Genomic DNA, 6,553 nt, shown 5'->3' on the forward strand with positions numbered 1-6,553 from the left:
TCGACGATTTGGTGATTGTGTTTGCCGGCGGCGACCATGGCAAAGGGTTGTTGGCTTATCGCGCTAGCAATGGCGAGCGGGCCTGGACCTACGCGGCCGGAAAAGACGGCTACAGCTCGCCGCAATTGGCGTCGATCGGCGGACAAACGCAATTGCTGATGCATTCGAGCGCCGGATTGATCGCCCTGGACCCTGCGACGGGCAAACTGTTGTGGCAGCGGCCGTCTGCCTCCGCTGCATTTGTGCCGATTAAGCAGCCGCAAGAAGTCGGCGGCAATCAGTTGCTGCTGCAATCGGAAAACGGCATCCAACTTGTCAAGCTCACGCAAGATGGCGATCACTGGTCGCCGGCGCAGCGGTGGGATTCGAAGGCGCTGAAACTGACGCTGAACGATTACGTCGTGTACGACGGTTGCATTTACGGCTTTGATGACAACGTGTTTTGCTGCGTCGATTTGGAGACTGGCAAGCGGCATTGGAAGGGAGGCCGTTACGGCTCCGGCCAGGTGTTGTTGCTGCCCGATCAACCGCTGCTGGTGGTGACGTCCGAAACGGGCGAGGTCATTTTGGTTTCGCCCAATCGTGATAAACTGGACGAGGTGGCCCGGTTCCAGGCGATCGAAGGGAAAACGTGGAATCATCCCACCATTGCTGAGGGGAAACTTTTCGTCCGGAACGGCGACGAAATGGCCTGTTACGAACTTCCGCTTGCGGCGCAGACGGCATCGGCACCGTGAAGCGAGCCGCTGGTTATGGTAAAGTAATGCCCGGGGATGCCTCGTGTTCACGGTTCCTCGTTTGCATAGAAGCCATTTCCATGCCCACGGCACTCACAATTCAGCGGTTGCTGCAGAAGATGAAGGAATCGCAAGCTTCCGACCTGCACATCAAGGTTGGATCGGCGCCCATTTTTCGCATCGCATCCAAGCTGTTGCACGTCGATGCCGCCGTCCTCACGCCCGACGATACGCAGCAGTTGCTGTGGCCGCTGGTGCCGGAAAAACTGCGCAGCCGAGTCGAAACGGCGGGCGGAGTCGATTTTTCTTTCCACTTGGAAGCCGGCGAGCGATTCCGCTGCAGCGTGTTTCACTCCGGCGGCGCGCTGCATGCGGCCATTCGCCGTGTGAATCCGCAAGTGCCCAGTTTTGAGGAACTGCGTTTGCCGAAAGTGTACGAACAGTTCACGACTGATGCGCACGACGGTCTGATCATTATTTGCGGCGTCACCGGCAGCGGTAAATCGTCAACGCTGGCCGCCATGTTGGAACACATCAACCAGCATCGGCAGTGCAACATCCTAACGATTGAAGACCCGGTGGAATATGCGTTTCGCCCGAAGCAATCGTATTTCAGCCAGCGCGAAATCGGCATCGACGTGCCCGATTTTCCCACGGCCCTGCGCAGCGCCGTGCGTCAAGACCCCGACGTGATGATGATCGGCGAGCTGCGCGATCGAGAAACCATTTTGGCCGGCATTCAGGCGGCCGAAACCGGCCACCTGGTGTTTGTCACGCTGCACAGCGCCGACACCATGCAGGCTTTCGCCCGCATGCTGGAGTTTTTCGACGCCAAAGATCATCACTTCATTCGCACCAGCCTGGCCGCCAGCCTGCGGGCGGTGGCCGCCCAGCGGTTAGTTCCCTCGATCAAACCCGGCGTGCTGCGCGTGCCGGCGACCGAAGTGCTGCTGAACAACAGCACCGTGGCGGAGCGCATTCGCGATGGGCATGATGAGGAACTCCCCGCCATTTTGACCAGCTCCGGCGAAGAAGGCATGCACGATTTCAACGGCAGCCTGTACCGCTTGGTACAGGAAGATTGGCTCGACGCCCACACCGCCGAACAATTCGCCCCGCATCCGGGCGCACTGCGCTCGCGCTTGCACGGCATTGAAGTCAAGGCCGACACACTCATTTCCAAAATGCACAGCTAGCAGTGGCTATTGGAGAATTGAATCGAGTCTCCGCCGCTTGATGCCCCTGCTTGTTTGCCACAATTCATTCGATAAAATGCAGCGAACTTTTGCGGAAGACGAACGAAGACAGTTGGAACCGTTCGCTTCACCACACTCACATTACGGAGAAGATCATGATTTCGCGCAAAACCTTCATCGCCTGTTCGGTTTTGGGCTTGGCTTGCACATCGCTGCTGCGGGCAGCCGACGACAAGAAATCCGAGGACAAAAAGCTGCCGAAAGTTTACCTGGACATCACGGCCGATGGCAAAAAACTGGGACGCATCGTCATCGAGCTGCGTTCCGACGTGGTCCCCAAAACCGCCGAAAATTTCCGCGAACTGTGCACCGGCGAAAAAGGCTTTGGCTACAAGGGCAGCCCGTTCCACCGCGTCATTCCCGGTTTCATGTGCCAGGGCGGAGACATCACCAGCGGCGATGGCTATGGTGGTAAATCGATCTACGGCGAAAAGTTCGACGATGAAAACTTTACCCTCCACCATACCGGCCCGGGCGACGTGAGCATGGCCAACGCCGGTCCCAACACCAACGGCTCGCAGTTTTTCATCTCGACGGTGAAAAACGATTACCTCGACGGTCGCCACGTCGTATTCGGCAAAGTGGTCGACGGCATGGACGTGGTGAAAAAAATCGAATCGTACGGTTCCGCGCCGGAAGGCCACACCAGCGCTAAAATTGTGGTTGCCGATTGCGGCGAAGTGAAGTAAACAACCCAGCGATCGGAATTCGCATCGCACGGTCTGCCGCCCGATGCAAAAACTCCGCTGCTGGCACAGCTATCATGCGTTTACCGCGATTCTCGGGATGAGAAGTTTGCCGCTTCTCGGCTTGAGCTTGAGCCGGGAAGCCGCGATGGCTAGAAATAGGGCCGCTTCGTTGTGGATCAACCCCGGTCAGTGCCACGGAAGTTATTGTCAGGGGCGCTTTCTTCCTTCCGATTCGACCATTTCTTTTATGGATGCCGTGTTGTTCGTCTCGTACTATTACCCGGGCGAACGGGTATTCGGCAGCGATGCCCGGGTTGCGCAAGTGTTGCGTTGGTTTCGCGTGTCCGGCATCGACGTCCATTTTGCCCATCTGACACGCAAACTTTTCGAACGCTTGCCGCTGGATAAGCTTCGTTCCCAGGTGGCGTCGTTTCATCAAGTCCACATGGCGGGAAACCGCTCCACATCCGTGACGTCGCTCAAGTGGGAACGGCTCACTCGTCCGCGCAAATCGCGGTTTTCCAGATTTCTTTCCGATCGCCGCCGGCGAAGCGGAGATGTGCCGGAGCAGATTTCCGATTTGTTGCGCCGCACCGGCTCCAATATGTTGTGGATCAATCACAGCTTTATCTCTGCCGCGGCGCCCCCGCCGGAAAAAAATCCCCACGTGCTGCGGCTGGTTGATACGCACGACGTATTGCATCTGCGCGACGCCACCTTGCGGGCCGCCGGTTTGCCGACGGAAGACCGTCTGACTTGGGAAACAGAACGGCAAATGTTGGATTCCTTCGACGTCATTGTGGCCATCCAAGATCAGGAACGGGAGATATTCCAAGCCATGTTTCCCGACCGCACCGTCATCAGGATGGGGCATGTTGTGGAAGTTGCTCCGCAGCCCTGTTACGGTTCCGACATTGGTTTCGTGGGCAGCGCGTATTTCATGAACGAAGTCAATTTAATGAGCTTTCTAAAGCATGCCTGGCCGGAAGTTCGTTCCCGGTGTCCCTTTTCCAAATTTCAAATCGTGGGCGGAATTTGCGAACGTGCGAAAGTCAGGCAAGCTGCCGACCAAGATCGCCGGATCGTGCTGCGCGGTGTTGTCCCGCGGATGGAAGATATGTACTGCGGTCCGGCGGTCATGGTCTGCCCGGTGTGGACCGGCAGCGGCCTGAAAATCAAGATGGTCGAGGCCTTGTCGCACGGCAAAGCGGTGGTGGCCAGCCCGATCGCGGCACAAGGTCTGGAACCGGGCGCCGGAAGTGCGTTTCTGGTAGCCCAGGAACCGGCGGATTTTATCACCCCCGTCGTGCAACTGCTGACTGATTCACGACAACGGCAACAACTTGAAGCCGCCGCAATCAACTACGCCCGCCAACATTTTCAACCCGCGCAGGTTTGGCAACCGATCAACGAGTACTTGGCCAGTTGGCGAAATCAATACCGCTTGGCGACGTCCGCTTGAATTAGCCCCCCTCCAGCTATTGGTCCAACCCGAACTGACGCAGCCAATGCTCCACCTCGCCGGGCGAAAGCGGCCCGTCCGGTTTGGGAACGTCAACCGTCGGATGGGCGTCGGGTCTTTGCAAGTTCAATCGCGCGGCACGGTCGCGCAGCAGTTGGGTAAACCACACGTCGCTATCCACCGCTGCCGCACGCCGCCGATGGGCCGCCTTTTGCAAGCGGTGATCGCTGGAAACCACGGTCAGCCGCTTGGGGGCGCTGTCCGCGGAAATCAGCCGTTCGATCACGCTGTCCGCATCGTCCTCTTTCGCTGCGAACATGACCCGAATGCCACGATGATTCGTCTCGCGCGCCACTCCCCACGGCGATTCGGAAGCATCGAACACCACAATAGTCCGCGCCACTTCATCCTCGGGCAGTGATTCGACAAGCGTATTAAGTAGGGCCTGCCTGGCCCGCTCCAAGTTTCCCGGCCCCTTTCCCCGCGAAGGAATCCCGGTGGAGTTGAGCAAATTGTACCCGTCGATGAGTAAAGACATGGTGGTGAATAAATGACCAATGACCAAATCCCAATGACGAACGAAGGCGGTCAACCACACGGCACCTATTGGTCATTGGTGCTTGGACATTGGTCATTTCCCGGTCGCTTCAAACTTCACGTGGCCGCCGACAATTACGGTGTCCGCCCGTCCGTGCAACTGCCAGCCGGTGAACGGCGTGTTCACGCTCTTGGATTGGAAGCGGTGTGGATCGACGGTCCACCGCGCCGCCGGATCAATAATCGTCACGTCGGCGTCCGCCCCCACGGCCAGCGTCCCTTTGGGAATGCCGAGCACGTCGGCCGGATTGATCGTCATTTTCGCCAGGGCCGTGGGCCAATCGAGCACGCCCGGCTCGATCAGTTTGGTAATCACCAAGCCCAGGCACGTTTCCAGGCCCAGAATGCCGAACGGTGCCTGATCCAGCTCCCGCATTTTTTTCTCCGGGGCGTGGGGCGCGTGATCGGTGCAAATGACGTCAATCGTACCGTCGGCCAGCCCGGCCAGGCACTTTTCCACATCGCGCAGGCTGCGCAGCGGCGGGCTCATTTTGAAATTGCTGTCGAAACTCCGCAGGCACTCGTCGGTCAATGTAAAATGGTGCGGGCAAATTTCGGTGGTGACGCGAACCTCGCGCAGCTTGGCCCGGCGAATGATTTCCACACTGCCCCCGCTGGATACGTGCATCACGTGAATTCGCCCGCCGGTGGCTTCCGCCAATACAATATCGCGGGCTACCATGGCGTCTTCTGCCGCGCCGGGCATGCCGGGCAGACCTAACTGCAAGGACGCTAATCCTTCGTGCATCACTCCGCCGCGGGTCAGTTCGCGCACTTCAGCATGGTTCAAAATCGGCTTGTCGAACATCAGGCAGTATTCGAAGGCGCGGCGCATCAGCTCCGCATCGTGTACTGGAGCGCCATCGTCGCTGAATCCGACCGCTCCGGCCTGCACCAGTTGGCCGAGTTCCGCCAGTTCCTTCCCTTCCCGGTTTTTACTGACGCAGGCCACCACGTACACGTTGCAGTTATCGGCCCGGGCCGCCTGTTGCTGAATGAATTCCACACTGGCCTGCGTGTCGATGGGCGGATCGGTATTGGGCATGCACGCAATCGAGGTGAACCCCCCGGCCAGCGCCGCCGCCGTGCCCGTAGCAATGGTCTCGTCTTCCTCGCGCCCCGGCTCACGCAAGTGTACGTGCATGTCGATCAGCCCCGGCGAAACGATTTTGCCCACGGCGTTGATAATCCGGTCCTGCCCGTTAGGCGGTACATCGTACCCGGCGACTTTCCCATCGCGCAGCAGCAAATTCGTAACCCGATCGATCCCCTGACTGGGATCAATCACCCGACCGTTTTGAATGAGAATGGCAGGCATGCAGTTTTTACAGGCGAATTCAAAACCTGGGAGGGCGAGGCTCCTGCCGAGCCGAAACCTCGGTTCAGCAACAGCCTTTTAAGAAAGAAGATGGTCTAGGGATGCGCCCAGCACGATGCCCAGCACTGAGTCATAGCATATCCAGCGGACTGCGTACACCCACGCCCGGCCGGTTCAATACATGAGTATAAATCATCGTGGTGCTCACATCAGCATGGCCCAATAATTCCTGGACGGTCCGGATGTCGGCGCCGCCCTCCAACAAATGAGTCGCAAAGCAGTGGCGAAGTGTGTGGGGTGTGGCTGGCTTGTCGATCTGCGCCAGCCGCGCCGCTGTCTTGGTGGCACGTTGCACCCCCACTTCGTGTTGATGATGCCGCCGAATTACTCCGCTGCGCGGATCGGTCGATAGCCCTCGCGCCGGAAATACCCATTGCCAGCCGAATTCCTCTCCCGCACGGGGGTATTTCTCCGCCAGGGCATCAGGCAACCAC

Annotated in this window: 7 protein-coding genes; 4 read left to right on the forward strand and 3 right to left on the reverse strand. The window is 58.6% G+C overall.

Annotated features, from left to right (window positions below; genetic code table 11):
• From VMJ32_04940 to VMJ32_04955, 4 genes are all read left to right on the forward strand, one after another.
• A partial coding sequence (locus tag VMJ32_04940; protein HTQ38348.1) for a PQQ-binding-like beta-propeller repeat protein occupies nucleotides 1-737 on the forward strand: 737 nt, incomplete at its 5' end.
• Nucleotides 738-817: 80 nt separating this feature from the next.
• Complete coding sequence (locus VMJ32_04945) at nucleotides 818-1,933, forward strand: PilT/PilU family type 4a pilus ATPase (protein ID HTQ38349.1); 1,116 nt, start codon at nucleotides 818-820, stop codon at nucleotides 1,931-1,933.
• A gap of 155 nt (nucleotides 1,934-2,088) precedes the next feature.
• On the forward strand, nucleotides 2,089-2,682 hold the full coding sequence (locus VMJ32_04950; protein ID HTQ38350.1) for a peptidylprolyl isomerase: 594 nt from the start codon (nucleotides 2,089-2,091) through the stop codon (nucleotides 2,680-2,682).
• A gap of 145 nt (nucleotides 2,683-2,827) precedes the next feature.
• The gene (locus VMJ32_04955; GenBank protein ID HTQ38351.1) at nucleotides 2,828-4,144 is read left to right on the forward strand and encodes a glycosyltransferase; all 1,317 of its coding nucleotides are present in this window, start codon (nucleotides 2,828-2,830) and stop codon (nucleotides 4,142-4,144) included.
• A gap of 16 nt (nucleotides 4,145-4,160) precedes the next feature.
• Here VMJ32_04955 and VMJ32_04960 read toward each other — a convergent pair whose 3' ends face one another.
• From VMJ32_04960 to VMJ32_04970, 3 genes are all read right to left on the reverse strand, one after another.
• Nucleotides 4,161-4,742 carry an NYN domain-containing protein gene (locus VMJ32_04960; protein HTQ38352.1) on the reverse strand — a complete coding sequence of 194 codons (582 nt, stop codon included), beginning with the start codon at nucleotides 4,740-4,742 and terminating at the stop codon, nucleotides 4,161-4,163.
• 33 nt (nucleotides 4,743-4,775) lie between these two features.
• The gene (locus VMJ32_04965) at nucleotides 4,776-6,059 is read right to left on the reverse strand and encodes a dihydroorotase (protein ID HTQ38353.1); all 1,284 of its coding nucleotides are present in this window, start codon (nucleotides 6,057-6,059) and stop codon (nucleotides 4,776-4,778) included.
• Nucleotides 6,060-6,189: 130 nt separating this feature from the next.
• The coding region (locus tag VMJ32_04970) for a tyrosine-type recombinase/integrase (protein HTQ38354.1) at nucleotides 6,190-6,553 on the reverse strand (364 nt) is incomplete at its 5' end.

This window comes from Pirellulales bacterium (assembly GCA_035499655.1).
GTDB lineage: Bacteria > Planctomycetota > Planctomycetia > Pirellulales > JADZDJ01 > DATJYL01.